25 protein-coding genes and 1 tRNA gene are annotated in these 25,678 nt (G+C 67.4%); 20 read left to right on the forward strand and 6 right to left on the reverse strand.

Annotated features, from left to right (window positions below; translation table 11 throughout):
* A complete protein-coding gene (locus tag D3261_RS09900; RefSeq protein ID WP_120071927.1) occupies nt 1-1,269 on the reverse strand; it encodes an argininosuccinate synthase in 1,269 nt (422 codons plus the stop codon).
* A gap of 269 nt (nt 1,270-1,538) precedes the next feature.
* Here D3261_RS09900 and D3261_RS09905 point away from each other — a divergent pair, with 269 nt between their 5' ends.
* The gene (locus D3261_RS09905) at nt 1,539-2,042 is read left to right on the forward strand and encodes a 2'-5' RNA ligase family protein (RefSeq protein ID WP_120071929.1); all 504 of its coding nucleotides are present in this window, start codon (nt 1,539-1,541) and stop codon (nt 2,040-2,042) included.
* A gap of 29 nt (nt 2,043-2,071) precedes the next feature.
* On the opposite strand, the gene D3261_RS20360 is transcribed toward D3261_RS09905, so the two are convergent.
* Nucleotides 2,072-2,242 (reverse strand): hypothetical protein, encoded by a 171-nt coding sequence (locus D3261_RS20360; RefSeq protein ID WP_192927991.1) that lies wholly within the window; start codon nt 2,240-2,242, stop codon nt 2,072-2,074.
* A gap of 224 nt (nt 2,243-2,466) precedes the next feature.
* Between D3261_RS20360 and D3261_RS09910 the strand changes: the two genes are divergently transcribed.
* From D3261_RS09910 to D3261_RS09940, 7 genes are all read left to right on the forward strand, one after another.
* Complete coding sequence (locus D3261_RS09910) at nt 2,467-4,374, forward strand: ABC transporter substrate-binding protein (RefSeq protein ID WP_120071931.1); 1,908 nt, start codon at nt 2,467-2,469, stop codon at nt 4,372-4,374.
* A 148-nt stretch (nt 4,375-4,522) separates the two neighbouring features.
* Nucleotides 4,523-5,584, forward strand: a complete 1,062-nt coding sequence (locus tag D3261_RS09915) for an ABC transporter permease (protein ID WP_120071933.1) — start codon at nt 4,523-4,525, stop codon at nt 5,582-5,584.
* A 3-nt stretch (nt 5,585-5,587) separates the two neighbouring features.
* Nucleotides 5,588-7,051, forward strand: a complete 1,464-nt coding sequence (locus D3261_RS09920) for an ABC transporter permease (protein ID WP_120071935.1) — start codon at nt 5,588-5,590, stop codon at nt 7,049-7,051.
* Nucleotides 7,048-8,298, forward strand: a complete 1,251-nt coding sequence (locus tag D3261_RS09925; protein ID WP_120071937.1) for an ABC transporter ATP-binding protein — start codon at nt 7,048-7,050, stop codon at nt 8,296-8,298. The genes D3261_RS09920 and D3261_RS09925 overlap by 4 nt, the downstream gene beginning before the upstream one ends.
* Entirely contained in the window at nt 8,291-9,625 is a 1,335-nt protein-coding gene (locus D3261_RS09930; RefSeq protein WP_120071939.1) for an ABC transporter ATP-binding protein, read from the forward strand. The genes D3261_RS09925 and D3261_RS09930 overlap by 8 nt, the downstream gene beginning before the upstream one ends.
* Nucleotides 9,625-10,050, forward strand: coding sequence for a hypothetical protein (locus D3261_RS09935; RefSeq protein WP_120071941.1), 426 nt, complete (start codon nt 9,625-9,627; stop codon nt 10,048-10,050). Before D3261_RS09930 ends, D3261_RS09935 begins: the two co-directional genes overlap by 1 nt.
* Nucleotides 10,051-10,087: 37 nt before the next feature.
* Nucleotides 10,088-10,618, forward strand: coding sequence for a hypothetical protein (locus tag D3261_RS09940; protein ID WP_120071943.1), 531 nt, complete (start codon nt 10,088-10,090; stop codon nt 10,616-10,618).
* Nucleotides 10,619-10,696: 78 nt separating this feature from the next.
* On the opposite strand, the gene D3261_RS09945 is transcribed toward D3261_RS09940, so the two are convergent.
* Nucleotides 10,697-11,689, reverse strand: coding sequence for a HEAT repeat domain-containing protein (locus D3261_RS09945; protein WP_120072047.1), 993 nt, complete (start codon nt 11,687-11,689; stop codon nt 10,697-10,699).
* A 151-nt stretch (nt 11,690-11,840) separates the two neighbouring features.
* On the opposite strand from D3261_RS09945, the gene D3261_RS09950 reads away from it, so the two are divergent.
* From D3261_RS09950 to D3261_RS09965, 4 genes are all read left to right on the forward strand, one after another.
* On the forward strand, nt 11,841-12,740 hold the full coding sequence (locus tag D3261_RS09950) for a CBS domain-containing protein (RefSeq protein WP_120071945.1): 900 nt from the start codon (nt 11,841-11,843) through the stop codon (nt 12,738-12,740).
* Nucleotides 12,733-14,487, forward strand: coding sequence for a glycine--tRNA ligase (glyS, locus tag D3261_RS09955; protein WP_120071947.1), 1,755 nt, complete (start codon nt 12,733-12,735; stop codon nt 14,485-14,487). Before D3261_RS09950 ends, glyS begins: the two co-directional genes overlap by 8 nt.
* Nucleotides 14,487-15,077: a dolichol kinase gene (locus D3261_RS09960; protein ID WP_120071949.1), complete on the forward strand. Its 591-nt coding sequence runs from the start codon at nt 14,487-14,489 to the stop codon at nt 15,075-15,077. The genes glyS and D3261_RS09960 overlap by 1 nt, the downstream gene beginning before the upstream one ends.
* A 65-nt stretch (nt 15,078-15,142) precedes the next feature.
* Nucleotides 15,143-17,590: a DEAD/DEAH box helicase gene (locus tag D3261_RS09965; RefSeq protein WP_120071950.1), complete on the forward strand. Its 2,448-nt coding sequence runs from the start codon at nt 15,143-15,145 to the stop codon at nt 17,588-17,590.
* Between the two features lie 304 nt (nt 17,591-17,894).
* On the opposite strand, the gene D3261_RS09970 is transcribed toward D3261_RS09965, so the two are convergent.
* Together D3261_RS09970 and ilvA are read right to left on the reverse strand one after the other, a co-directional pair.
* On the reverse strand, nt 17,895-18,551 hold the full coding sequence (locus tag D3261_RS09970; RefSeq protein ID WP_120071952.1) for an Sjogren's syndrome/scleroderma autoantigen 1 family protein: 657 nt from the start codon (nt 18,549-18,551) through the stop codon (nt 17,895-17,897).
* A 63-nt stretch (nt 18,552-18,614) separates the two neighbouring features.
* Nucleotides 18,615-19,826: a threonine ammonia-lyase gene (ilvA, locus tag D3261_RS09975; protein ID WP_120071954.1), complete on the reverse strand. Its 1,212-nt coding sequence runs from the start codon at nt 19,824-19,826 to the stop codon at nt 18,615-18,617.
* A 201-nt stretch (nt 19,827-20,027) separates the two neighbouring features.
* Here ilvA and mdh point away from each other — a divergent pair, with 201 nt between their 5' ends.
* The 6 genes from mdh (at nt 20,028) to D3261_RS10005 (ending at nt 22,432) form a co-directional block, all read left to right on the forward strand.
* Entirely contained in the window at nt 20,028-20,939 is a 912-nt protein-coding gene (mdh, locus tag D3261_RS09980) for a malate dehydrogenase (protein WP_120071956.1), read from the forward strand.
* 37 nt (nt 20,940-20,976) lie between these two features.
* Entirely contained in the window at nt 20,977-21,480 is a 504-nt protein-coding gene (locus D3261_RS09985) for a DUF367 family protein (protein WP_120071958.1), read from the forward strand.
* 52 nt (nt 21,481-21,532) lie between these two features.
* Nucleotides 21,533-21,682, forward strand: a complete 150-nt coding sequence (locus D3261_RS09990) for a 50S ribosomal protein L40e (protein ID WP_120072049.1) — start codon at nt 21,533-21,535, stop codon at nt 21,680-21,682.
* A 60-nt stretch (nt 21,683-21,742) separates the two neighbouring features.
* Complete coding sequence (locus D3261_RS09995; protein ID WP_120071959.1) at nt 21,743-22,123, forward strand: Rid family detoxifying hydrolase; 381 nt, start codon at nt 21,743-21,745, stop codon at nt 22,121-22,123.
* Nucleotides 22,123-22,326 carry a hypothetical protein gene (locus tag D3261_RS10000; RefSeq protein WP_120071961.1) on the forward strand — a complete coding sequence of 68 codons (204 nt, stop codon included), beginning with the start codon at nt 22,123-22,125 and terminating at the stop codon, nt 22,324-22,326. Before D3261_RS09995 ends, D3261_RS10000 begins: the two co-directional genes overlap by 1 nt.
* Before the next feature lie 25 nt (nt 22,327-22,351).
* Nucleotides 22,352-22,432 (forward strand) — tRNA-Ser (locus tag D3261_RS10005).
* Nucleotides 22,433-22,770: 338 nt separating this feature from the next.
* Here the strand turns inward: D3261_RS10005 and D3261_RS10010 are convergent.
* Complete coding sequence (locus tag D3261_RS10010; protein WP_120071963.1) at nt 22,771-23,145, reverse strand: tautomerase; 375 nt, start codon at nt 23,143-23,145, stop codon at nt 22,771-22,773.
* 206 nt (nt 23,146-23,351) lie between these two features.
* On the opposite strand from D3261_RS10010, the gene D3261_RS10015 reads away from it, so the two are divergent.
* Entirely contained in the window at nt 23,352-23,759 is a 408-nt protein-coding gene (locus D3261_RS10015) for a hypothetical protein (RefSeq protein WP_120071965.1), read from the forward strand.
* 214 nt (nt 23,760-23,973) lie between these two features.
* Entirely contained in the window at nt 23,974-25,623 is a 1,650-nt protein-coding gene (gene thsB, locus D3261_RS10020) for a thermosome subunit beta (protein WP_199693986.1), read from the forward strand.
* The last annotated feature ends 55 nt before the right edge of the window (nt 25,624-25,678 follow it).

The raw sequence follows: 25,678 nt of genomic DNA on the forward strand, positions 1-25,678 counted from the left end.
TCAGTTCTCCTCGCGTTCGTCGTCCTCCGCCCCGCCGTCGGCGAGGGGTTTCGCGGATTCGGCCGACTCCATCACGCGGCTCGCGAGCCGCGACTGGAAGCCGTGGTACTTGGCTACTCCGGTGGCGTCGGCCTGCTCGATGCCGCCACCGACGTCGGCGGTGTTGAACGAGGCTGCGGCGGCCGAATAGACGCCGTACTCGCTCTCGCGGCCGACCGCGCGGGCCTGGCCGCCGTCGAGTTTTATCGTGACGGTGCCAGTAACGCGTTCCTGGGTCGAGTCGATGAAGCCATCGAGGGCGTCGACCAGCGGCGCGGCGAGCAGCCCTTCGTAGGCCTTCTCGGCCCACTCGTGGTCGATCCCCTTCTTGAAGCTCCGTTCCTCCTTCGTGAGCACGAGCGATTCGAGCGCCTCGTGGGCGTTGAGGAGGACCGTGGCGGCCGGGTGCTCGTAGTTCTCCCTGACTTTGAGGCCGAGCATCCGGTCCTCCATCAGGTCGGTCCGGCCGACGCCGTGGCTTCCGGCGACCTCGTTGAGTTCCTCGATGAGTTCGATCGGATCCATCGCCTCGCCGTCGAGCGCCACCGGGTAGCCGTCCTCGAACTCGAGTTCGAGGAGTTCGGTTTCACCGCTCGGGGACTGGGTCCAGTCGTAGATGTCCTCGGGCGGGACGTAGTTCGGCTCCTCGAGTTCGGAGCCCTCGACCGAGCGGCTCCAGAGGTTGGTGTCGATGCTCCACGCGCCGGCGTTGCCGCCCTCCACGGGGAGGTCGCGCTCGTCGGCGTACTCCTGTTCGACCTCGCGGGTGAGACCGAGCTCGCGGACCGGCGCGATCACGTCGAGCTCGGAGTCGCGCCAGACGGCTTCGAACCTGAGTTGGTCGTTGCCCTTGCCGGTACAGCCGTGCGCGAGCGCGCTACAGTCGTTTTCGAGCGCCACGTCGAGGATGGCCTCGGCGATCACCGGACGGGCGAGCGCCGTCCCGAGGGGATAGCCCTGGTAGGTGGCGTTGGCGCGGACGGCGTCGAGGCAGGTGTCGGCGAACGCGTCCTTCGCATCGACCACGTAGTGTTCGAGGTCGAGCGCCTCGGCGGTTTCTTCTGCTTCGGCGAACTCCTTCGTGGGCTGGCCGACGTCGACGGTGACGCCGACCACTTCGTCGTAGCCGTATTCCTCTTCGAGGAGCGGGACGCAGACGGTGGTATCCAGCCCGCCGGAGAAGGCGAGCGCGACGCGGTCGGTCGAGTCGGGTGTCGTGTGTTGTGTCATTTGGTGTCGTGAGTGAAGTTCGCCCAGCGAACCCGTTGGGTGGAGGCTGGGGAGCAAGTCAGGTCGGGGAGAGAAGTGTGTGCGGGCCTAGCGGCCCGGTCGTCGCGGTCGGAGCGGGACGGACGCGCCGGTGGACGGCGGCGAAGCGGTGTGGCGCGTCCAAGTCATGTACCGATTTCTCGAAGCGCGGGGATATTAAACGCTTCCGAGTCGGCGATGCTTGCGTCCCCGACCACCATCGTCATGGCGGTCGCGCGCCGACCCCGGTCGTGTACAGCCTCAACGTCCCGGTTCCCGGCGAGGTGAAGCGCCTCGCGGCCGAGCTTCGGCCCCGACTGATGGCGTTCGAGCGCATCCGTGAGCGCCACTCGCTGTTGGTGAAGCGCTTCGAGTCCGCGGACCACCGACGGCTCTCGAAGCGGGTTCGTCGGGCGCTCGCCGGCGCGCCGGCCGTCGAGGCTCGTATCGCGACCATCGAGTCGTTCGACGACCCGGTTCGCGGTCCGGGGCCGGTGGTCTACCTCGCCGTCGAGAGCCCGGGATTGGTCGGGATCCACGACCGACTCGTCGAGCACTTCGACGCGGTCCCCGGGCTCGAGGGGTCGGAGTACGTTCCGCACGTCACCCTCGCCCGTGGTGGGTCGGCGGGAGCGGTCGAGGCGCTCCGTGACGTCGATATCGACCCGATCGAGTGGGTCGTTCCCGAACTCGTCGTCTACGATGCCGTCCACCGCGAGCGCGTCAGTCGCGTCTCGCTGCCGACGTCGGACTGAGAAGGCTGGTCACCGGATACCGAGACCCGTCATCGCCACTCCGCGAGCGGTGCGGCCTCGCAAAGCGGCAGCGCCACCCACGCGTCGTCGCGGGAGATGTCGGCGACGACGAACCGCCGCACCGCACCGTCGTCGTCGACCGAGGCCATGACGTCCTCCGCCGTGCTGGCTGTCGCCAGACCGGCCGTATCCGGCGTCATACTATGTGAGTACATACCACCGCTACATAAACGCACCGAACCGGGGTCGACCCGCGTGTACCACCGGCGAATACGATCGGTCTTTCATGTTCGTTTCGACAGCTGAAACGAACCCGAAATCGTTGGATTCAGGCCCCCTCTAAACGGGCCGGAGGACGGCTCAAACGCCGGACCTGACCGAGAACACAAAACTTATACGCACTTGGCAAAACTCGACAATTGGGATGACTAAGGATACCAAACAGACGCGGCGTCGGTTCCTGAAGGCCACGGGTGGCGTGGCCGCCGGGGCGGCCCTCGCCGGCTGTTCGAGCGGTAGCGGCGACGGCAGCGGGAACAACAGTAGCGGCGGTGGCGGCGGCAACAACAGCGGTGGTGGGAACACAAGCGCCGGCAACCAGTCGGGTGGGAATCAGAGCGCGAGCCAGCAGACCCAGTCCATCCAGGCCGACCCCTCCCAGACCCTCCAGCTGATCAACGACACCATCACGACGTTCGACCCGGTCGCCGCGACCGACACCGCGAGCGGGACCGTGATCCAGAACGTGTTCGACGCGTTGACGAACTACCCCAACGCGAACATCGCCGTCGAACCGCAGCTCGCGTCGGATTTCAGCGTCTCGGACGACAACACCACCTACACCTTCCAGCTGAAGGACGCCACGTTCCACAACGGCAAAACGGTCACCGCGCAGGACTTCATCTACGCGTGGGAGCGCCTCGCGGCCTCCTCGAACTCCCAGCGGGCGTACTTCATCCTCGATTCGGTCAACGTCCAACACGAGACCACGACCCAGGACGGCAACGAGGTCTACAAGCCGAACTCGTTGGCGCTCGAAGCGCCGGACGAGAAGACCCTCGAAGTCACCCTCGAATCCCCGTTCCACTCGACGCTGGAGATGTTCGCCTACACCTCGTTCGCCGCCGTCCCCGAGGGGATCGTCGGCGACATCGAGGGCTACGACGGCGAGATGAACTACCAGCAGTTCTCGAGTCAGAACCCCGTCGGCGCGGGTCCGTTCCAGTTCGACAGCTACGAATCCGGGACCTCGGTCGACGTCACGCGATTCGACGACTACCACGACGGGCGGGCGTCGATCGCGGGCATTCACTGGCAGGTCATCTCGCAGGCGTCGTCCCAGTACCAGTACTTCATCGGGAAGAACGCCGACGCCGCACAGCCGGGAATGCCGACATCGCAGTACGACCCGAGCAAGGTCAACGTTCAGCGCGGCCCCGACGACCAGGGACGGACGTTCGGGACCTACGGACCGCTCGAGAACGGCGCGACGGTGCAGTACATGAGTGTGCCGACGATCAACACCTACTACGTCGGGTTCAACATGGCGAAGGTGCCGAAGCCCGTTCGGCAGGCGTTCGCCTACGTCGCGAACCAACAACAGGTGACCGAGCAGGTGTTCAAGGGTCGGGGCGAACCCGCCTACCATCTGACGCCGCCGGGGATCTATCCGGGTGGGTCGAAGTCCTACGACCAGCACGCGAAACAGAACTATCCCTACGGCTACAACCAGACCCAGGTGCCACAGGCCACCCAGGTGATGGAGGACGCGGGATACGACCAGAACAACACCTACTCCCTCCAGTGGACCCAGTACGAGTCGGACACCTGGCTCTCGCTCGGGAAGCTGTTCCGCGACCAGCTCCAGGCCGCCCACATCGACATGCAGATCCAGCAGGCCGACTTCTCGACGCTGCTCGAACGCGGCGCGAACGGCCAGCTCGAAGTCTACACCCTCGGTTGGGTCGCCGACTGGCCCGCGCCGGACAACTTCGTGCAGCTACTGAACCCCCCGCAGACCGACACCTCGCAGTCGGACCCGATCTCTTACATCAACTGGACGGGGGAGAACGGCGACGCGGCCCAGCAGGCGACCAACGCCTACAAGCGGGTCTCCAACAACCAGGCCCCGACCGACCAGGCGGAACAGGCTCGGGACAAAGCATACATCGCGATGGAGGAGGCGAACTGGGAGGACGTCGGCTTCATCAACCTCTACCACCAGATCGAGGAGCGCTTCATCTACAACTGGGTCGAGTACCCGCCGATGGGTGCGATGGGGACCAGCCGCGACATGAAGAACGACGTGAAGATCGCTTCACAGCGTAACTAACTCCCTCGATTTCGTCGGATTTTTGCACGATATAAAACATCTCCTGCAGTGGTGATATTCGCCTCGATCACAAACGAAAGGTATAATGAGAGCACGTCGTTTACGACACTCATAGCATGAGATTCGATTCCACGGTGAGGGTCATCGAATGAGTCGGTGGGGATATTTCTTCCGACGGCTGGTGTTGGCCATCCCGGTCGTGCTCTTCGGCACCACGATAACGTTCATGATGGTGCGGATGGGCCCGATCGACCCGGCGGCGGCGATCGTCGGGATGGGCGACCCGTCGGGGCTCGCTCGGATCCGACGGAACCTCGGGTTGAACCAGCCGCTCTGGAAGCAGTACATCGATTACATGGTGGACATGCTCACGTTCAACCTCGGTCAGTCGTGGGTCATCCAACCCGGGACGCCCGCCTACGACCTCGTGGCGAGCTACGCGCCCCGGACCATCTGGCTCGGGTTCTGGTCGGTGCTGATCGCGTTGTTCATCGGGATCCCGCTCGGGTTCTACGCGGGTCTCAACCCCAACACCGGCGGCGACTACTTCGCCTCCTTCGGTGGGATCGTCTGGCGTGCGATGCCGAACTTCTGGCTCGCCATCATCCTCGTCGCGGTGCTCACCAACTCGGGACAGTTCTTCGCCGGCTTCGATTGGTCGAACTGGCTGATATCGACGAAGGTGCTGACGCCGCCGACTCTCGATTTCCTCGCCAACCCGCTCGGCGCGGTCACGGACCCGGTCGACTGGTGGGTCCGGAAGGGCGGCGACGGCTCGTTCCTCGCGGCGCTCAAGGTGATAGCCCCCGCGGCGATCGTGCTCGGTTCGGCCTCGATGGGCAACGAGATGCGGATCGGTCGGACCGCGGTGCTCGAAACCATCAACTCCGAGTACGTCGAGACCGCCCGCGCGAAGGGCGTCTCCGGCCGGTCGATCGTCTGGAAACACGTCTTCCGGAACGCGCTGATCCCCCTCGTCCCGATCATCACGGGCGAGGCGTTCCTCCTCATCGGCGGTTCGGTCCTGGTCGAGACCGTCTTCGCGATCAACGGGATCGGCTACCTGTTCGTCCAAGCCGCGAAGAACGCCGACCTGCCGCTGGTCGGTGCGTTGATGTTCATCTTCATCCTGATAACGGTGTTCGCAAACATCCTTCAGGACCTACTGTACACCCTCATCGACCCGCGCGTCGGTTACGAAAACGAGTAATCCATGAGTGATACACCCCTCGACGAAGAGAAACCGCTCCGCGAACGCATCGCCGCGAACCCGCGGCCCGCGCTCAAGTGGCTCCTCGGCGCGGTCGTCCTGCTCGCGCTCGAGATCGGTGCGGTCATCGGCGTCGTCATCAAGCTCCTCCTGACCGTGGCCCGTCTCGGCCCGCTCGCACCGAACCCCGTGGCTGCCGCGCTCGCGAGCGCGGGCGAGGCCGCCGCCGGCATCCCCACACTGCTCTCACGGAGCCTGATCCCGAACGACGGCTTCCAACCGGGCGGGACGGGCGCGTGGACCGGGACCTTCCTGGGGCTCGAACCCAAGTACGCGTGGCTGATCCGGGTCGTCCTGATCTACGTCTACGCGTTCGTCTGGCTCGGTTGGTTCTGGGTCGGCTACCGCTGGTTCCGCGAGCACTACCGCTACGCCGACTGGACGCCCCGCGACGACGTCGTCGACCGGCTTCGCGGACACCGATGGGGACAGTTCGGGTTCGTGCTCGTGCTGACGTTCTTCATCATGGCGCTGTTCGCGCCGGCGCTCGGCCCGACGACGGTCGACGCCAACATCCAGAACCCGTACACCCACTACACCCAGTACTACGACGACGAAACGGAGACCCTCCAGAACGTCACCGTCGGCACCGCGAACCTCGGGTCGACCTCTCAGGGTGCCGGCGGTCAGAACGTCGGCCCCTGGACCTACGACGACTACAAACGGTTCCATCCGTTCGGGACGATAACCAATGGAAAGGACCTCTTCACGTATATGGCGGCCGGAGCCCGGGTGTCGTTGATGATCGGACTGGTCTCGCTCATCGTCGGTGCGGGTATCGCCAGCATCCTCTCCATGCTGACGGCGTACTACAAGGGGCTCGCCGACCTCGCGACCGTGGTCGTCAGCGACTCGATCCAGGCGCTGCCGGTGTTGTTGGTTGCGATCCTCGCCTCCGCGGTCTTCTCGAACACCTGGCTCGCGAACCTCTACAACGGGGCGGTGATGCTCATGGTGATATTCTCGCTCACGTACTGGCCCTTCTTCTGGCGGGCACTCCGCGGACCCGCCCTCCAGGTCTCCGAGGAGGAGTGGGTCGACGCCGCCAGGAGCTTCGGGCAGAAACCCCGTGCCATCATGCAAAAGCACATGCTGCCGTACGTCACCGGCTATCTCCTGATCTACGCCTCGCTGACCCTCGGCGGGATCATCATCTCGGTCGCGGGGCTGTCGTACCTCAGTCTCGGGATCACGCCGCCGACCCCGGAGTGGGGGACCGTGATCGCCTCGGGGCAGCCCTACGTCGCCACCGCGTCGTGGCACATCTCGCTGATCCCCGGTATCATGATCACGCTGATCGTCGTCGGGTTCAACGCGTTCGGCGACGGCATCCGTGACGCGCTCGACCCACAGAGTGAAGGTACCGACGGTGGCGAGGCCGCCATCGCCGGAGGTGGTGGCGCGTGAGCACCGGCACCGACGCGACAGGCGACACCCTCCGGTTCGACCGTCGTGACGAGGAACCGGTTCTCTCGGTCGACGGCCTACGAACCGCCTTCTTCACGGACAAGGAGACGATTCGAGCGGTGGACGGCGTGAGCTTCGACGTCCACGACGGCGAGACCGTCGGAGTCGTCGGCGAGTCCGGCTCGGGCAAGTCGGTGACCGCGCGGTCGATCATGGGGCTCACCCGGTCGCCGGGGCGGGTGCTCGACGGCTCCATCCGGTTTCGCGACCCCGCCACCGTGGCGCGACTCGCGAACTCGTTCGGCGGGCGAACCGTCGACGTGTCGGGGCTCTCCGACGACGAACGCGCCGACGCGATCGGTGAGAACGACTTCGTCTTCGTCGAGGAGTGGGACGGCGACGAGCCCGCGGCGGGCTACGTCGAGATCACCCGCGCGTCGCCGGCGGCACTGCGGAAGCTTCGCGGGAAGGGGATCGCGATGATCTTCCAGGACCCGCTGAGCTCGCTCAACCCCGTCTACACCGTCGGGAACCAGATCAAGGAGGCCCTCCGGCTCCACCGGGGGCTCCGCGGCCAGGCGGCGACCGAGAAGGCGGTGGACCTCCTCGAAGCCGTCTCGATCCCCGACGCCAAACGCCGGATCGGCGAGTATCCCCACCAGTTCTCGGGTGGCATGCGCCAGCGCGCGGTGATCGCGATGGCGCTGGCGTGCGAACCCGAACTCCTGATCTGCGACGAGCCGACCACCGCGCTCGACGTCACGATCCAGGCCCAGATCCTCGAACTCCTCGAGGAGATCCAGGAGGAACGCGGCCTCTCGATCGTCTTCATCACCCACGACATGGGCGTGATGGCGGAGGTCGCCGACCGCCTCAACGTGATGTACGCGGGCGAGGTGGTCGAGACCGCGCCGGTCGGCGAGGTGTTCGCGAACCCGAAACACCCCTACACCGAGGGGTTGCTCGAATCGATCCCCGGCCGGAACGTCGGCGAGGAGCGCCTCCGGACGATCGAGGGCGACGTACCGACGCCGAACGAGAAGCCGACCTACTGTCGGTTCGCGCCGCGGTGTCCCGAGGCGTTCGCCGAGTGCGACGCCGTCCACCCGGTCTCGGTGTCGGTGAACGACGCCGCGACCGACCACACCGCGGCGTGTCTGCTCTACCCCGAGGACGTCTCGCGGGAGGAGGCGGTCGAGACCCACCGCGACCGCGGCGAGGCCAGCGAGGTGACGGTCGATGAGTGAGACCGTCCAGCGCGAGGAGGGCACCCAGCACGGCGAGGCGCTGGTCGAGGTCTCGAACCTGAAGACCTACTACGAGGACGGTGGGCTGCTCTCGAACGAGCCGGTGAAGGCGGTCGACGACGTCAGTCTCTCGATCGACCGGGGCGAGACCCTCGGCCTCGTTGGCGAATCCGGCTGTGGGAAGACGACCCTCGGGCGAACCCTGGTCCAGCTCGAGACCGCGACCGACGGCGAGGTGCTGTTCGACGGCACCGACGTCACCCGGCTCTCGGGCTCGGACCTGAAGGACTGGCGACGCAACGCCCAGATCGTCTTCCAGGACCCACAGTCGAGCCTCAACGACCGGATGACCGTCGGGGAGATCGTTCGCGAACCCCTCGACGTTCACGACTGGAAGGAACCCCGGGACCGTCGCCAGCGCGTGCGCGAACTCCTCGAAACCGTCGGGCTCCGCGAGGAACACTACTACCGATACCCCCACCAGTTCTCCGGTGGGCAGCGCCAGCGGGTCGGGATCGCGCGCGCGCTCGCACTCGAACCCGAGTTCGTCGTGCTCGACGAGCCCGTGAGCGCGCTCGACGTCTCGGTCCAGGCGAAGATCCTGAACCTCCTCGAGGACCTCCAGAACGAGTTCGGGCTGACCTACCTCTTCATCGCCCACGACCTCTCGGTCGTGCGCCACATCTGTGACCGGGTCGCCGTGATGTACCTCGGGAACATCATGGAGGTCGGCCCCGCCGAGGAACTGTTCGAGGACCCGGCGAACCCCTACACCCACGCGTTGCTGTCGGCGATCCCGGAACCCGACCCCGACACCGACAAGGAGCGGATCACGCTCCGGGGTACCCCGCCGTCGCCGCGCGACCCGCCCGCCGGCTGTCCGTTCAGCACGCGATGTCCGGCGAAGATCCGCCCCGAGAAGTACCGTGACGCCGACGACGAGCTCTGGGAGCGGATCGAGGTGTTCCAAGAGATCCTCCGCGAGCGAAAGCGCGCCGACCGGAGCCTCTCCGAACGCGCCCGGAGCCTCCTCGGGATGGAGACCCGCTTTTCGGATATCGAGGAGATCAACGAGGAGGTCTTCGGGGACGTCCAGGTCCCCACCGAGGTTCAGCGCCACATCGAGGAGGCCGAAGCCCACGTCCGGGACGACGACGAGGAGGCGGCGCTCGCGACGCTCCTCGACGAGTTCGGGAGCGAGTGCGACGCCGAGACCCCCGCCCACCACGAGGTGAGTCCGGCGGGGCGGGTGAGCCTCTGTCACCGCCACAAACCCGACCACGACGAGCCCCAGGACGTCTTCGACCGGACCGTCTTCGAGGGCTGATGGCTCACCCCGACCGCCGGCCGCCGGTCGGATCGGCGGCCCACCGCGCACGCCAGGCGCTCGACGCGGCGACGTACGCCGCCGTGGTCGTCGGGTGCGTCGCGGCGGCCGCGGCGGTCGTGAGCCTCCCCCTCGGGTGGGGGCTGGTCGGCGTGAAGTACGCCCTCTTCTTCGCCGGGTTCCTCGTCTTCGGGGTCTCGACGCTGTGGCTCCGCCCGACCCCGCCGTGGAAGGACGACGAGGACTCCACCGATCGACGCGAGGAGAGCCGCTTTCAGGCCGCCGTCCAGCGGGCCCCGCCGCTCCGGCGCTACGGGTTGGTCCCCGACGACCGGCTCTCGCCGGCCGCGAAGCTCTTCCTCTCGAGTCTTCTGATGCTCGCAGTCTCGTTCGCGCTGGAGACCGTCTTCGGCGTCGCGGTGTAGCCGAGAGGCTTTATCCCCCGGGTCCCTGGCCCGGCACATGCCCGAGATCAGCGACGACCCCGACTCGGCCGACGGCGTCACGGCCAACGCCGACGCGCTCAAGAACGCGTGGGCGGCGACGCTCGACGACATGGAGGCGCTCGCGGCGGAGTACGCCGACGAGGGCTGGGAGACCATCACGGTCCCCGCCGGCCACACCGCCCCCGAACCGCCGGACAGCGGCGTCGAAGGACGGTTCGGGCTGGTCTACGTCATCCCCGGCGACCGCGCCGCGGACGTCGCGACGGCGATCGAGGTCGGCGAGTTCCCGCGCTACGACGTCTACCGCAACGAGGCCGGCGGCCAGGTCTTCCTGGTCACGGTGCTCACCGACCCCGACACCGAGACGGCGGTCTTCGTCGCGGGTGGGTTCGAGCGCCGGACGTCGCGGTCGCTGCTGAGCGCCGTCCAGGATGCCGGGGTCATGTACACCCACCTCCAGAAGCTCGACGGCACGCCCGTCGGATCGTTCGAACACGACGATCCTCAAAAATTCTTCCCGGCGACCGACTTCACCGCCGGCGAGTAGGTCGACCACCGACTCGGGATCCACTCGTCCACGCCGTCCGGTGACGGAATCCGCGACCCTTCGTCGATCGTCGGGGCTTCAGCGCGGCGCGCCACACCGCGGGCAGATCGGGGGCCCCGGTTCGGGGAGCGCGACCCCGCAGTGGTGACACTCGCCGTCGGGCGCGCGGATCGCCGCGACGGCCGCCTCGGTGGTCCTCCCGACCGCCGCGACGGTTCCGATGTCCTCGAAAGAGTCCTCTCCCTCGTCGGACGCGGCGGTCGCGAACCGGGCCCGACGGGCGACGAACGACTCGTCGTCGGCAAACGAGACGAGTCGTGCCGCGGGGACCGGGTCGCCGTCGACCGCCGACCGGGCGAGCACGCCGTAGGCTTCGAGCGCCCGCCCGCGGACGTGTGGCTCTTCGTCGTCGAACCGGGCGAGAAGCGCGTCGGTCACGTCGGCGAGCGCCGTGGGATGGACACAGCCGACGACCAGCAGGGCGGTCGTGAGGTGGTAGCGAACGAGTGCGCTACCGTCGTCGAGGTGGGCCGCGAGGTCCGGGAGGTGATGGCGGAGGCGGTCGGGGTCGCCGAGGGCGACGTGTTCGAGCGCCTTCGCGAGCTTCTCACGGACCTCACTGCCCTCGAACGAGAGGCCGACCCGGAGGTCGGCGAGCACGGCGGGCGAGGCGACGGTTTCGGGCTGGGCGAGCGCGACGTAGCCGAGAGCCTCGGCCGACCGAGCGCGGACGTAGTAGAACTCCTCGTCGTCGGCGAGACGAGCCGCGAGCGCCGGGACCGACGGCACGACCGAATCGGGGTCGCCAGCGGCGACGGCGACGAACAGCTTCGCGGTCGAGAGCCGGACCGCGCGGTCGTCGTCGACGAGCAGCTCCTCGCAGGCCGAGAGCACGGGCGCGACCGAGTGCGGGTCGTCCTCGGCGGCGGCTTCGAACGCCTGCACCCGCCGCTTTCGCGTCTCGACGGGCGCGGTCCGGAGGGCTGTGGCGTGGGTGGCGAGCACCTCGCCACCGCGTTCGAGCGCGTCGGCGAACGAACACGACCCGGTCTCCGCTGGCTCCTCGGTCACGGTTGACTCCGGGGGAGGGTCCGAAAGCGAACGTGAAAACCCTTCGCCGAACCGGTCGACCATCGATCGGTTCGGCGGCGTTCGCGGTGCTCGGTCCACGCGGGACGGGAAGTGTAACGACTTTGTACGTGGGCGGCCCAGTGGGTCCATCATGAACGTCGCCGACGCGATGACGCCACGCGATGCGCTCGTCACGGTCTCCATCCCCGGCACCCGCGACGACGCGCTCGAATACCTCCAGGAACGCGACTTCTCCTCGGTTCCCGTGGTGAAGGGCGAGGGCGACGAGGAGGAGTTTCGGGGGCTGGTCTCGCGTCAGACCCTGATCGAACACCCCGACGAGGACCAGCTCGCGCTCCTCGTCGAGGACGGCCCGACCACGACCGCCGACGCCACCATCGAGGACGTGGCGCAGTTGATGGTCGAGACCGGCGCGCGCCGGGTGCCCGTGGTGGACGGCGAGGCGCAGCGCGCCTCGGGATCGAGCGGACAGAGCCCGCAGGACGGTCGACTGGAGGGTATCGTGACCATCACCGACGTGATCCGGGCGATCGCCGAGGGGGAGGTCGCGGGCGAGACCCAGGTCGGCGACCTCGCCTCCCGGACCGTGAACGCCGTCTACGCCGGCACACCGCTCACGGTCGCCGAGCGCGAGCTCTCGCACTCGGGGGTCCCCTACGGCGTGGTGCTCGACGACGAGGGCGAGATGTGCGGTGTGCTCACCGAGGTCGACGTCCTCGACGTGGCGCGGGTCATCGACGGCGAGGCCGAGACCGGCGAGTCGATCGCCGACCAGGAGGCCGACTGGAAGTGGGAGGGGATCAAGGCGGTCGGCGGGCGCTACTTCCCGACCAGAAACGTCGAGATCCCCGCCGACCCGGTCTGTGAATTCATGACGAGCGACGTCGTGAGCGTCGGGACCACCCGGACCGCGCGCGAGGCCGCCCAGGAGATGCTCCGGAACGACATCGAGCAGATCCCGCTCGTGAGCGGCGGCGAACTCGCCGGGATCGTCCGGGACATCGACCTCCTGGAGGCCGTTGATGAGTGAGACGGGGTCAGCTTCGGCGGGCGTCGACGCCGAGACCCTCGCCGAACTCGCCAAGCGACGTGGCTTCTACTTCCCCGCGAACGAGGCCTACGGCGGCGCGAGCGGTTTCTACACCTACGGGCCGCAGGGCGCGGCGCTGAAGCGCAACCTCGAAGCCAGCTGGCGCGAGCGCTTCGTCACCCGCGAGGGCCACATGGAGATATCCTCACCGACGGTCACTCCCGAACCCGTCTTCGAGGCCTCGGGTCATCTTGACGGGTTCGACGACATGATCGTCGAGTGTCCGGAGTGTGGGACCAGCCACCGGGCCGACCACCTCGTCGAGGACGCCACCGATATCGAGGAGGCCGAGGCGCTCGGCACCGACCGGATCGGCGAGCTGATCGCCGAGCACGACATCGCGTGCCCGACGTGCGGCGTGGCGCTCGCGGGCGAACCCGTCTCGGGCTTCAACCTGATGTTCGAGACCAACATCGGCCCCGGCTCCGCTTCTCCTGGGTACCTCCGGCCCGAGACGGCACAGGGGATGTTCGTGGAGTTCCCGCGACTGGCCGAGTACGCCCGGAACCAGCTCCCGTTCGGCGTCGCCCAGGTGGGGACCGGCTACCGCAACGAGATCAGCCCTCGGCGCTCGATCATCAGGGTCCGAGAACTCGCGATGGCCGAACTCGAACAGTTCTACGACCCCGAGACCGATTCCCCACCAATCGAACGGGTCGCGGACGTCTCGCTCCCGCTCTACTCGGCGGCCGCCCAGGAGAACGATGGCAAGATCGAGCATCTCACCGTCCAGGAGGCGCTCGACACCGGGGTCGTCGCGAACGACTGGATCGCCTACTACCTCGGGGTCGCCGCGGAGTGGTACGAGTCGATCGGCGTCGACATGGACCGCTTCCGGTATCGCCAGCACCTCGGCGACGAACTCTCGCACTACGCCTCGGATTGCTGGGACGCCGAGACCGAACTCGACGGCAACTGGATCGAGGTCACGGGCTTCGCCGACCGGGGAACCTACGACCTCTCACAACACGACGACCACTCGGGCGAGGATTTCACGGTGTTCAAGGCCTACGACGAGCCAGAGACCGTCGAACGCCCATCCGTCGACCCCGACATGAGCTACCTCGGGCCGGAGTTCGGCTCCGACGCCGGCCGGATCGCCGAGGAACTCCAAGCGCTCGCCGAGCGCGACTCGGCCGCGTTCGAAGGTGCAGAAGTGAGCGTCGAACTCGACGGCGAGAGCTATACCGTGCCGACGGAGCAGACCGGCTTCGCGGTGCGCGAGGAGACCATCCCCGGCGAACACGTCACGCCGCACGTCATCGAACCCGCGTTCGGCGTCGACCGGCTGATCTACACCGTGCTCGACCACTCCTACCGCGAGGACGAGGTGGAAGGCGAGTCGAGGAGCTACCTCTCCTTGGCACCCGACCTCGCGCCGACGTTCGTCGGGGTGTTCCCGCTGATGGACAAGGATGGATTAGGCGAGCGCGCCCGCGAAGTCGCCGCCGACCTCCGCGAGGCGGGCCTCGCGGTGACCTACGACGACTCGGGCAACATCGGGCGGCGCTACCGCCGCCAGGACGAGATCGGGACGCCCTACTGCGTCACCGTTGATTACGACTCGCTCGACGACGAGAGCGTGACGCTCCGCGAGCGCGACTCCACCGAGCAGACACGGGTCCCGATCGCGGAGCTCCCCGCACGGCTCGCGGCGCTCCGGGCGGGCGGACCGTTCGAGGGCTGATGGCCAACGAGGTCGCGCGGCGTGCGGTCCACATGAGCGGCGTGGTGCTCCCCGGGGCCTACCTGCTCGGGGTCCTCAGCTACGCCCAGCTCCGCTGGACGTTCGTCGTCGGCTCCCTCGTCACGATCGGCCTCGAAGCGGTTCGACTGTTGATCGGGCTCGATTGGCGGCTCTACGACGTGCTCACCCGCGAGTACGAACAGCGAAATCTCGCGGGCTACGCACTCTACATGCTGGCCTCGACCGCGGTGGTGCTGGTCTTCGAACCCCGGGTCGCGCTCCCGGCGGTGTTGATGTTGATGGTCGCCGACCCGATCAGCGGGCTGCTCGGGTCGGGCGAACTCCGGGCCACGAAGGCCGCCTCGGTGATCCTCGTCACGTTCGCGGTCTGTCTCGTGCTCGCCTACCCGTTCGTCCCCCTCCTCCCGGCGGTGCTCGGTGCGGCCGCCGCGACGTTCGCCGACGGCGTCAAACCCGTGATTTGGGGCTACGTTATCGACGACAACGCCTCGATACCCGTGTTGGCGGCGGTCGGTATCGCGGTCGGGCTCTGGGTCACGGGAGGTGCGGTGCCGAGCATTTTGGGCTGAGTGGGTGAGTTCACTTCCGCTCGGGTCTGCGAACCCTTATTCGGGAGACGGTAGTAGACCGCCCAATGACGGCGACCGCCGACGAGATCGAGTCCATCGACCGCCCGCTGGTCGAACCGGGCGTGCTCGAACGCCGGCGCTACCAGGTCGACCTCGCGCGTTCGGCCGCGAGCGGGCACACCCTCGTCTGCCTCCCAACCGGGCTCGGGAAGACGACCGTGAGCCTGCTCGTGACCGCCGGCCGGCTCGCCGACGTCGGCGGCACCTCGCTTCTGCTCGCGCCGACCAAACCCCTCGTGACCCAGCACGCCGCGTTCTATCGCGAGGCGCTGACGATCCCCGAGGACGAGATAGCGGTCTTCACCGGGGAGGTCAGCCCCGACGACCGGGCCGACCTCTGGGAGCGCGCGCAGGTCGTGATCGCCACGCCACAAGTAGTTGAAAACGACCTCATCGGTGGCCGGATCGACCTTTCGAACACGACCCACCTCACCTTCGACGAGTGCCATCGCGCGTCGGGCAACTACGCCTACAACTACATCGCTGAGCGCTACCACGCGGACGCCGAGAACCCGCTCGTGACTGGAATGAGCGCCTCGCCGGGCGGTGACGAGGAGGGGATCCGCTCGGTGTGCGAGAACCTCGGCCTCGCCTCGGTGGCGGTGATGACCGAAGAGGACGCCGACGTGGCCCAGTACACCCACAACACCGACGTCGAGTGGGAGCGCGTGACGCTCCCCGACGAGATCCTCGCCATCCGGGACTCGCTGGTGGCCGTGATCGAGACCCGACTAGAACGACTGAAGGAGCTCGGCGTGACCCGGACCACGAGCGCCGACGTCTCCCAGCGCGACCTCAACCGGATGCGTGGTGAGCTCCGGAAACTGATGGACAACGACCAGTCGGAGGGCTACGAGGGGATGAGCGTCCACGCCGAGGTGATGAAGCTCCGGCGGGCGGTCACGCTCGCCGAAACACAGAGCGTCGAGTCTCTCCGGCGCTACTTCGAGCGCCAGCGAAACGCCGCGCGCTCGTCGGGTGCCTCGAAGGCGAGCCAGCGCTTGGTCTCGGACCCCAAGGTTCGTGAGGCGATGGAGCAAGCGGAGAGCTACGACGACCTCCACCCGAAGTTCAGGCGGACCAGAATCCTCCTCGCGCAGTGTCTCGGGATCGAGGGCGGCGAGCGCGTCATCGTCTTCACCGAGTCCCGGGACACCGCCGAGACTCTCACCGAATTCTTGGGGGCGCACTTCGAGACGCGGAAGTTCGTCGGGCAGGGCGACAAGGAGGGCTCGGATGGGATGACCCAGAACGAACAGCAGGAGACCCTCGATGCGTTTCGAGCGGGCGAGTTCGAAGTGCTCGTCTCGACGTCGGTTGCGGAGGAGGGACTCGACGTGCCGGAGGTCGACCTGGTGCTCTTCTACGAACCCGTGCCGACCGCGATCCGGTCGATCCAGCGCAAGGGCCGGACGGGTCGGCAGGCCGAGGGTCGGGTGATGGTCCTCCTCGCCGAGGACACCCGCGACGAGGCCTACTTCTGGAAATCCAGACACGAGCAGTCGACGATGACCGACGAACTCCAGCGGCTGAAGGACTCGGCGGGCGAGATCGAGTCCGAGCTCGCCCAGCAGGGGCTCGACGCGTTCGGGGGCGAAGCGAGCCCCGTGGCGGACACCGATGCCACCGAGTCCGACGCGGGAGCGACGACCGCGGGCGACGGCGGCCAGTCGGGATTGACGGCCTTCGGCCCGCCGACGACCGACGACCCCGACGAAGCGGACGAGGCTGAACCCTCCGACGACGACGAACAGGAGGGTGAAAGCGAGGGAATCGTCGCGACCGCGGCCGGCGAGGGCGAGACCATCGAGATCGTGGTCGACCAACGCGAACTCGACGCCTCAATCGCGCGCGACCTCTCGACGCGGGAGGACTGCGAGACGCGGCTCGAAACCCTCGAAGTCGGTGACTACGTGCTCTCGGACCGGGTGGTGATCGAGCGCAAGTCGGTGAGCGACTTCCTCGATACGCTCACCGGCGGGGATCGGTCCCTTTTCGACCAGGTCGGCGATGCCGCGCGCCACTACGCCCGACCGGTGGTCGTTATCGAGGGCGAGGACCTCTACGGCGAGCGCAACGTCCACCCGAACGCCATTCGCGGCGCGCTCGCGTCCCTGGCCGTGGATTTCGGTGCGAGCGTGCTCCGGACCGCGGACGAGGCCGATACGGCCGACCTGCTCCACGTCATCGCGGGTCGTGAACAGGAGCTGGACGACCGCGAGGTCAGCGTCCACGGCGAGAAGGGTTCCAAAACCCTCGTCGAACAGCAGGAGTACGTCGTGAGCGCGATCGCGGACATCGGCCCGGTGACGGCGCGGGCGCTACTTGACGAGTTCGGCACGGTCGAGGGTGTGATGATCGCGAACGAGGACGACCTGCTGGAGGTCTCGGGAGTGGGTCAAGTCACCGCCGAACGGATCCGGGAGGTCATCGGTAGCGAGTACGAGTCGTAGCCGCCGCGTTGCGGCTCGCGGTTGCAGTGCGGGGTTGGCGGCAGCGGCGCGGCAGCTGTGCGGCCGCCGCAGTACGGTGGCGGGTGCGGGGCGGTGCCTGGTGGATGAAGGGCGAGCGCGACCGGAGGGAGCGCGAGGGCTTCGGCGGAAGCGGTGCTGGAGGTTAGTGATTGTGCCGCGAGCGAGCCGGAGGCGAGTGAGCGGGCCGACGACTGACCAACGGGAAGGAGGAGGCTTTTGATCCACATTTTGCCAGCGAGTGAGCCGAAGGCGAACGAGCGCAGCAAAAGGTGGGGCCGGGTTTTTATCGCGCGGACCGAACCGCGTCGAGCGCCTCGGCGGCCTCGCGCGCGGCGGCGAGGTGTTTCCGGGTTCGGCTGAGGTCCTCGGCGCGTTCGGCGGCGGCGGCCTGCTGGCGGAGGGTGCGCGAGAGCGAGGCTTCGGTCGCCGCGAGGCCGTCTGTGGCTTCCGTCGATTGGCTCGTGTCCGTTTGGTTCTGGGTACGAGGGTCGTCAGGCGTCTGCACGGGTGCCGACGGTGGGTTCTGTCCCTGGGCCGGCGCTGCAGCGGGGCGCGACGGGTCGGTTCGCTCTGGGGGCTGTGGTCGCTGTCCGTTGGCGGTCGACCCGTCGTGTGGTGGGTCGCCAGCGGGTTGCTGGTCGGTGGGGGCGGTAGGAGACGGAGCATCCGCCGGTTCGGTTGCGGCGTCGGCAGTCGCGTCCTCGGCGGTCGAGTGTCCAGCGGTGCCGGCCTCCTGAACGGTTCGCTGGCAGGACGAACAGAAGGTCTGCCCGTCGTAGCGGAAGAGGGGGTTGCCGCACTCGTCGCAGTGGGTGTCGGTCATCGTCGCGCCCTGGAGGAGGAGTTCGCTCATCCGTTCGGTGGTCTCGCGGTCTTCTTCCTCCTCGGCGAAGCGTTCTTCGAGCTTCTTGCGCTCGGCTTCCTTGTCGAATTCGCTCATACCCGCCTCAACGGGACGGGATTCAAAAAGGACTGTGGGTACGTGCGTGTTCCCCAGCTCAACTCAGACCAGTACGTCGACGGCGTACCCGTTGGCTTCGAGTTCGTCGATGAGCGCCGCGACGTGCTCGCGGCCCCGGGTTTCGAGGTCGAGTTCGACCTCGGTCGCGGTCATCCCGATGTCGCGCGAGGTCCGGTCGTGTTTGATGGCGTAGATGTTCGCGCGCTGGCCGGCGATGATCCCGATGAGGTGGTCGAGCGAACCGGGCTGGTCCTTGAGCGTCGTCCGAAGCCGAAGGTAGCGCCCCGACTCCACGAGCCCCCGCATCACCACGGTTCGCAACATGTTGAGGTCGATGTTGCCCCCGCAGAGTGCCGGCACGATCACTTCATCCTTCTTGTAGTCGAACGCGCCCGCGAGCACCGCCGCCATCGGGACCGCACCCGCACCCTCGACCAGCGCCTTCGAGCGTTCGAGCAGCGTCGTGATCGCCACCGCGATCTCGGGGTCCGAGACGGTGACGACCTCGTCGACGCGCTCTTCGATCACCGAAAACGTCCGTTCGCCCACCCGTCGCGTCGCGATGCCGTCGGCGATGGTGTCGACTCCATCGAGGGTGTGCACGGAGCCCTTTTCGAGCGATTCCGCCACGCTCGATGCCCCCTCAGCCTGCACACCGACCACCCGGACATCCGAGTCGATCCCCTTCACGGCAGTCGCGATCCCGGAGATCAGTCCGCCGCCGCCGATCGGCACCACCACGGTATCCACCTCGGGGAGGTCGTCCACGATCTCGAGCCCGATCGTCCCCTGACCCGCCATCACGAGCGGGTCGTCGAAGGCGTGGACGTAGGTCCGGCCCTCCTCGCGTTCGATCTCGTGGGCGCGGGCCTGGGCCTCGTCGTAATCCTCGCCGTGGAGGACGACCCGCGCGCCGTAGCTTTCGGTGGCGCTGGCCTTCGCGATCGGGGCGTGTTCGGGCATCACGACCACGCTGTCGACGTTCGTACGCGTGGCGGCGAGCGCGACGCCCTGGGCGTGGTTGCCGGCGCTCGCGGTCACGACCCCCGCCGCCTGCTCGTCGGGCGAGAGGCTCGCGATCCGGTTGGTCGCGCCCCGGATCTTGAACGACCCGGTCCGCTGGAAGATCTCGAACTTGGGGTGGATCGACGCGCCGGAGAGGTCGGAGAGCGAGTAGGAGTATTCGAGCGGGGTGTGGCGGGCGACGCCGGCGACCACCTCGCGGGCGTCGCGGACGTCGGCGAGTTCGATCATGTGCCGTCTGCGCCGCTCGCCGGTATAGCTCTGGTGAAAACGGCGGTGGAGAGGCCGCCGACGCGTGTGACGCGTCGAACCTCCGCCCGGTACCGACTTCAACCCCACGAAAGCGGGGTGAAAGTGAAGGTGTCGTGACCGGTGACCGAAACTGTGTGTTCCGAAGCCCTTTAGCCCGCGCCGAGGGTTACAGGAAACGATATGGTGAAAGTCAGCGTGGTCGGTGCGGCGGGCACGGTCGGTGCGGCGGCGGGCTACAACATCGCCCTGCGCGGGGTCGCCGACGAGATCGTCTTCGTCGACATCCCCGACCAGGAGGACACCACCGTGGGGCAGGCCGCCGACACGAACCACGGGATCGCCTACGACACCAGCACCGAGATCCGCCAGGGGACCTACGAGGACACCGCGGGCTCGGACGTCGTGGTCATCACGGCGGGCATCCCGCGCCAGCCCGGACAGAGCCGGCTCGACCTCGGCGAGGACAACGCCCCGATCATCGCCGACATCGAGTCCTCGCTCGCCGAGCACACCGACGATTTCATCTCGGTGACCACCTCGAACCCGATGGACCTGCTGAACCGCCACCTCTACGAGACCGGCGACCGTCCGCGCGAACACGTGGTCGGGTTCGGCGGTCGGCTCGACTCCGCACGGTTCCGGTACGTGCTCGCCGACCGCTTCGACACCGAGGTCACGAACGTCGAGGCCAGTATCCTGGGCGAGCACGGCGACGCGCAGGTCCCGGTCTTCTCGAAGGTCCGCGTCGAGGGGACCGACCCCGAGTTCTCCGACGACGAGCGCGGGGACATCCTCGAATCCCTCCAGCAGAGCGCGATGAACGTCATCGAGCGCAAGGGCGCGACCCAGTGGGGTCCCGCAACCGGCGTCGGCCACATGGTCGAGGCCATCGTCCGCGACACTGGCACCGTCCTCCCCGGCTCGATGGTGCTGGAGGGCGAGTACGGCCACGAGGGCGTCGGGCTCGGTGTGCCGGTCAAACTCACGAGCGACGGCGCGGAGGTCGTCGACTGGAACCTCTCGGAGTACGAACGCGAACAGCTCGGCCAGGCCGCCGACAAGCTCGCCGACCAGTACGACTCGATCGCGTAATCGGACCCGTTTTCCTTTCGAGCCGCGAACCCCGTCCGTGGAGTGTCACGTCCGGTACGAGGGCGACGACGACCCCGAGAAGTGCACGGCCAGAAAGCTCGCGCGCTTCGACCTCGTCGCCCTCCACCGCTCGGCCCGCGAGACGCCGTCGGGGATCGTCCTCGACCCCCACGCCGAGCAGGCGCTCTCGCCGGCCGACCGCCGGGACGGCGACAACCGGCTGGTCGCCCTCGACTGCTCGTGGGAGACCGCCGACGCCGAACGCTTCTCGCTTCGCGGGCCGCATCGCGCGCTCCCCTTTCTGGTCGCCGCCAATCCCGTGAACTACGGTACGCCCTTCCAGCTCACCACCGCCGAGGCGCTCGCGGGCGCGTGTTGCGTTCTCGATGAGCGGGCGCTCGCCGAAGAGCTCCTCTCGAAGTTCCGGTGGGGACACACCTTCCTCGAACTCAACGACGAGCCCCTCCGGCGGTACGCCGCGTGTGCCGACTCGGCCGAGGTGATCGCCGTCCAGTCCGAGTACCTCGCCGAGGCCGACTGACCCGATCCGGCGTTTCGAAAACCCTTAACCCCACTGACCCGCGATGGAGGACATGGCACGATTCGAAGCGGCGGAGGAGCGCCTCCTCGCCAAGCAGATCTGTATGCGGTGCAACGCACGGAACCCCCCACGGGCGAACAGCTGCCGGAAGTGCGGCTACAAGAAGCTCCGACGCAAGGCTCGCGAGCGCCGGAGCGCATAGACGGTTCTCGGGTCGTCCGGACTCGCCGAGGTTTAAGGCGGTCCGCGCCGATCATCGGGCATGAAGCGAACCATCGAGACCGACGACGCCCCGGCGGCGGTCGGCGCGTACAGCCAGGCCGCAGCTACCGACTCCCTCGTTTTCACCGCGGGTCAGATCCCGTTCACCCCCGACGGGGAGTCGAAGGCCGACGCCCCGATAGCCGACCAGACCGAACTCGTGCTCGACAACGTGCGCGCCGTGCTCGACGAAGCGGGGGTCGGACTCGACGACATCGTGAAGGTGACCATCTTCCTCGCCGACATCGACGACTTCGAGGCGATGAACGAGACCTACGCGACCTACTTCGACGACGAGCCCCCGGCCCGGAGCGCGGTCCAGGCCGGTGCGCTGCCGAAGGGCGTCGGCGTCGAGATCGAGGCGATCGCGACGCGGTCGTAGTGCGCCCGCGAACGAAATCCGGGTTGCTGTGGGGCGTGATCGGTGCGCTCGGCTTCCTCGTGCTGGTCCAGGCCGCCGAACTCGGTGGCGGGCTCGGGATCGGTCTCACCCCGAAACTCGGGCTCGCGGTCGTGGTGGGCGTGGTCACGGCCGCCACGAGCTACGTCCTCGAGACCTGGCTGGTGCGGAGCGAAAGGGCTTAACCGCCGACTCGGGTAGAACGACTGAGCCGGGATGGCCGAGTGGTAAGGCGCACGCCTGGAAAGCGTGTTCCCTTTGGGATCCGGGGTTCAAATCCCCGTCCCGGCGTATTTGACGACGAACGCACGTGAGGAGTCAAATCGCCACCGACGGGGATTTGTGCAGACCGGGCGCGCGCAGCGAAGTGAGCACGTCCGGACGAGTTCAAATCCCCGTCCCGGCGTTTTGTCGAGCAGAGCGAGACAAAGCAGGGAGCGGCTCTGCCGCGACCGGGTTTTGTCGAGCGAAGTCGTTCGAGACGGCTCCGCCGTCTCGTGATGACGGGAGAGCTTCGCTCTCTCGAACCACGAGGCAAAGCAGGGAGCAGCTTCGCTGCGACCGTGTTCTCGCGAACTTCGTGAGTAGGTGCAAGGAGCGGTTCGCCGAGCGGTGGATCCGGTCGGTACTCACTCACCATCCCACTCGCCGCCGACACGATCCACGCCCATCATCGCGTCGCCGTGGTGCTCGGTGAAGACGACCTTCATGTTCTCGTCGGGAACGTCGAACCGATCCCGAGCGTGCTCCATGACCGCGAGAGCGAACGCCCGCTTGCGTTCGAACGAGCGTCCGCGGCGGATCTCGGCGTCGAGGAACAGCTTCGGGCCGTCGACGGCCCGACCGAGGTGGAGCGCCGACTCGTCGTGGTCTCGAACGGTTACCGCGACGTGACCGGCGGTCGTCTCCATCTCCTCCGTATAGCATTCGGTGACCCGCTCGGCGAACTCGGTTCTCTCGGCTCCCGACAGCGACAACGTCGTGTCGAACTGCAACAACGGCATAGCACGACTCAATCCGGTCGGTGCTTATCGGTTCTGGCGACCGCGAGGAGGTCGCTTCGAACGAGCGTCGCAGCGTGTCGGCTCGGAGTGGAACGTGACGACGTGAGCGCCGAGCGCACGGACGCTACGACGGAGCTGCACACGACGACCGGGTCGGGGTGGGACAGACAACGGGCTTAATTCCCCGGCCCGCAAGCCTCCGCACGATGGCAGACCCCACGCGAACCCACGCGAACTACACGGTGTTGAACTTCCAAGAACACCTCGGCGAGAGCGCCGACGGCCTCGACGTGCCGTGGGCGGAGTTCGTCGGCAACCACCGGTCCTCGAAGCTCGAGTTCGAGGTTCCGACCGACAGCTCCACCGAACCGTACCTCGAATGTCAGCTCTTCGAGGTCGGCGACTACGGCCACGAGATCATGGTCAACGGCGATGCCCTCTCGGGGTTCGACGTACCACCATCGCCGGGCTGGCAGTACTGGATGGACACCATCACGGGGGCCGAACTCGTCGAGGGCACCAACACGATCCAGTTCGTCCGCGACGCGGAGGCCCGCGACGACTTCGTGGTCGGCTCGGTGGTCATCCACTGGAAGGAGCCGCTCGACCGATAGACCAGTTATAAATTCCGTCCGAGAGCCGTCCACCGCCGTCCATCGGTACGTTACCGATCCGCACGACAAACGACCCGTTTCCACGCAGTCTCCGGGTTTTCCCGGCCTCTGGTTCGGAGACGGGGCCGACACGTTCGCACGGAATAGGCACTTTTATATAGAATCACAGACAATCAATCGGTGAATCATGAGTCAGCGAATGCAGGGACAGCCCATGATAATCATGGGGGACGACGCCCAGCGCGTTCAGGACCGGGACGCCCAGTCGCACAACATCAACGCGGCGCGGGCGGTCGCGGACTCGGTCCGTTCGACGCTCGGGCCGAAGGGGATGGACAAGATGCTCGTCTCCTCGATGGGGGACGTCACCGTAACGAACGACGGCGTCACCATCCTCACCGAGATGGACATCGACAACCCGACCGCCGAGATGATAGTCGAGGTCGCCGAGACCCAGGAGGACGAGGCGGGCGACGGCACGACGACCGCCGTCGCGGTCGCGGGCGAGCTCCTGAAGAACGCCGAGGAGCTCATCGAGCAGGACATCCACCCGACGGCGATCATGCGGGGCTACGACAACGCCGCGAAGCAGGCCCGAGAGGAGATCGCCGACATCGCCGAGCAGGTCGAGGCCGACGACACCGAGCGCGTCCGGAAGGTCGCCGAGACCTCGATGACCGGCAAAGGGGCCGAAGCCAACAAGGAACAGCTCGCCGACCTCATCGTCGAGGCCGTCCAGAACGTCACGGTGGAGAACGACGTCGGCGAGAACGTCGTCGACCTCGAGTTCGTCAACATCGAGACCCAGACCGGCGGTGCGGTCCCCGACTCCGAGCTCCTCTCGGGTGCGGTGGTCTCGAAGGACCCGGTCCACGACACCATGCCGACCGACGTCGAGGACGCCTCGGTCCTGCTCCTCAGCGAGGCCGTCGAGGTCGAGGAGGCCAACGTCGACTCCCAGGTCAGCCTCTCGGACCCCGACCAGCTCCAGCAGTTCCTCGACCAGGAGGACAACCAGCTGAAGGCGAAGGTCGAACAGATCAAGGAGACCGGTGCTGACGTCGTCTTCTGTCAGAAGGGCATCGACGACCTCGCCCAGCACTACCTCGCGAAGGAGGGCATCCTGGCCGTTCGCCGCGCGAAAAAGTCCGACATCGAGTTCCTCAAGGAGGTCGTCGGGGCGAACGTCGTCTCGGACCTCAAGAGTGCCACCGAGGCCGACCTCGGCCACGGTTCCGTCACTCGTGACGAGGGCGAGGAGCTGTTCTACGTCGAGGGTGAGGATTCCCACGGCGTCACGCTCCTCCTCCGCGGCTCGACCGACCACGTCGTCGACGAGCTCGAACGCGGCATCACCGACGCGCTGGAAGTCGTCGCCCAGACCGTCTCCGACGGGCGCGTGCTCCCCGGCGGCGGGGCGATCGAGGTCGAACTCGCCTCCCGACTCCGCGAGTACGCCGACTCGGTTTCGGGCCGCGAGCAGCTCGCCGTCGAGGCGTTCGCCGACTCGATCGAGCTCGTCCCCCGCGTGCTCGCCGAGAACGCTGGCCTCGACCCGATCGACACGCTCGTCGAACTCCGTTCGGCCCACGAATCCGGCGAGGGTCGTGCGGGACTCAACGTCTTCACCGGCGACGTCGAGGACACCTTCGAGGCGGGTGTCGTCGAGCCCGCCCACGCGAAGGAGCAGGCGCTTTCGAGCGCCACCGAGGCCGCGAACCTCGTGCTCAAGATCGACGACATCATCGCGGCGGGCGACCTCTCCACCGCGGGCGGCGACGAGGGCGGCCCCGGTGGCGCGCCCGGCGGGATGGGCGGCATGGGTGGAATGGGCGGGATGGGTGGCATGGGCGGCATGATGTAACCGCGTTCGGAGACACCCACCTCCCGACCCACGCACCGCGCGAAAACCAGTTCCG

It is taken from the genome of Halococcus sp. IIIV-5B (assembly GCF_003602035.1).
GTDB classification, from domain to species: Archaea; Halobacteriota; Halobacteria; order Halobacteriales; family Halococcaceae; genus Halococcus; species Halococcus salsus.